Source organism: Candidatus Aquicultor sp. (assembly GCF_054640775.1).
In genome coordinates, this window is record NZ_JBTSLF010000343.1 from 1 (window position 1) to 2556 (window position 2556).

At 40.0% G+C, this 2556-nt stretch carries 3 protein-coding genes; all 3 read right to left on the bottom strand.

The features are described from left to right. Nucleotides 1-1021: hypothetical protein (locus ACYC56_RS15145; RefSeq protein WP_461375004.1), on the bottom strand; the 1021-nt coding region annotated here is incomplete at its 3' end. A gap of 10 nt (nucleotides 1022-1031) precedes the next feature. After that, on the bottom strand, nucleotides 1032-2144 hold the full coding sequence (locus ACYC56_RS15150; RefSeq protein ID WP_461375005.1) for a hypothetical protein: 1113 nt from the start codon (nucleotides 2142-2144) through the stop codon (nucleotides 1032-1034). 57 nt (nucleotides 2145-2201) lie between these two features. Further along, a partial coding sequence (locus tag ACYC56_RS15155) for a T9SS type A sorting domain-containing protein (protein WP_461375006.1) occupies nucleotides 2202-2556 on the bottom strand: 355 nt, incomplete at its 5' end.

A 2556-nucleotide genomic window follows, 5' to 3' on the forward strand; every position in this document is an offset into this window, starting at 1 on the left:
GCTTCGATGGAGGGAATTCTCTAACGCCCGCAAATTGAATTTCAGTATCGCCGGATTGCTTTACGCCTAGAACCAAAGTTGCTTGCCCCAACACAACTTTCACATTCAGCCAATCGAGAGCGGTGTTATCGAAAGTTGCTTCGCCGTTTAACCCGAGCTTGAAATTTGTTTCATTACCCGAAAAGAAATTCTTAATGCCGTTAGGATCGCCGGAGTTGAAGGCAAGGCATGCTTCCCCCGTGAATGCGATCGGATAAGATTTCAATGGAATTGTTCCGGTAAAATAGAAATTGCCGTTGAAACCCTTTATGCCGCCGAACGGAACCAGAGGTACAAAAGGAATTAAACCTTGAGTTGATACTGCAAGTCCAACATCAGAAAGATCTCCGAGTTTTGTTCCGGTAAAATCGCAAGTGAAAAATGTAAATGGATCGGTAGGATCGATGGCAATCTTCTTAATGTTTTTAAAAGAAGATTTTGTTACCTCGGCTTGAAAAGGATTAGCGTCGTTGTTCTCGTAATAAAAATAATAATGATTTGGATTTACGGGCCAGTTGAAAGCGCCGGTATCAAACTCGCTTCCTTTTTTAAAACCCAAAGCGGAAACAGGCATTCCAATCATCTGCAAATTTTTCAGAAGTCCTTCGTTAGGCAGTTCAACTTTTGAGAAGCCGGTTATATTTGAATAGAAATTGTTCGTGCCGGTTTTAACCAGCTCGAAATCGCCAGTGGATAAAGGCATATCTCCATATTTTGAATTTTCCACGAAGATGCTTCCCTTTATCCTTACTCCGTTCTCCGTAGTAACTACGTTAGCTGGATTGGTTTTTATTTTCAAAGCATTGCTGCCTTCGCCAACAGTGAACACTTCCGGATTTGCAACGAGCTCTTGATCTACAAACGGATCAACGGGTTCAACAAAATTTTCTTTCGTGCATCCAACCCAAAACGATATGACAATGACAAAAACAAAAGCTACAACTTTCTTTGCACGCGCTGATAGTTTGCTCTCTGTGTTCATAATTGTGTTCCTAAAAAATCCATCTATATCCAAACATTACATTTACTTGATTCGAACCCGGATATAATTTGTATTGATTGGTAAACTCGCCGGGCAAAGGTTCCTTTCCGAAGACAGCCATCCTTGAACCGAAAAAGAAATATTGAACGTCTATAAAAAAATTATAAAGCGTGTACGTTAATCCTCCGCCTGCCAGGTATCCGGGTCCGCGGTCTTTTTCCAGCGGGAAGTAAGAAGCTAGCACAGGGTATTTTGTGTTTTGAAAACTTGAGAACCAGTAGCATCCGCCGGCAACAGCGTATGCACTTAAATGATTATTGAACACGTTTAGTATGTTGTAACGAACCTGAAAGTAGATAAGATTTGTCTTCAATAGGTAAGTGGAAATATTTGACTCGGAGTGGTTGTATCCAACTCTAAAACCTAGCCGCCAATTTGTTTTTGAGAACTCTAAAAATCCTCCCAACGGATTTTTATAATTTTTAAAATTCTTTTCGTATGGAGTTTGGGAAACGCCGTATAGACCGCCAACGTCGACGTAAAAATCTCCCACGTCTGCAAGAATGTCTTGTGAAAGAATATAACCGTCAAACGGGTAAAGTATTTTTGTCCACACTTTATTGTTGTTAATCTCATCGGCAATTGTCAAAACTTTTTCTCCATTGATTACGATGCCAACGTTTTGCGATTGATAACTGGGAAGTCCTTTAACAAACGAATAATTCTTGTTGCAAAATCTAAATTCATATTGCCAGCCGTCGGTATCGATCTCTTCTTTGTATCCATACTTTTTATCTATTTCTAATTTCTTTTGAGTGGTGATTAGAAATTTCTCTTCCACATAACCTTTTTTAGGATAAAGAATTTTTTGCCAGCCGAACTTTCCCGCCGAATCAACAAACCGTCCCGAGTTGCCGTAGTTGATTAACACTAAAACTTTTTCAAGATACATGTAATGCCCGGTAACCTTTGCCTCGGCGGAAGGAGTTTCGTAAACGTTTATCGTTGCCTCTGATATGTAGAAAATTTGTGCGGACCAGCCGTCGTTGGTAAGACTCTGCGGCAGAATCGGATTCTGAAATAAGCAAATACACAAACCAGCAAGACAAAAATATTTTTTCAATTCACAACGGTATTTTATTAACAAGCTTTTTTGTTTCGAGTTTCCTTTTTACGCTTTCTATTTTAGAAGTAATAGTTTTTTGAAAGACATGTAACTACCGCCGTTTCCGTCAACAGCCGCCATTTTTATTATGTACATGCCGCCGGAAAGATTTTTAGCGCTCCATACAATTCTTTTTGTACCGGCAGATTCCACTTTGTCCGCAATCCTTTCCACAAGTCTTCCGAGTAAATCATAAACCTCCAGCTTCACTTTGCTTGTAGCACTTAATGAATATTCAATTGTCGTGGAAGGATTAAACGGGTTCGGATAATTTTGAAGCAGGGTTGTTGTAAGCGGAATTTCTTGCGGCACAGATGTAACCGTAACATTGACAACTTTCGTCTCGGCATCTGTACTGAAAACCCGACTG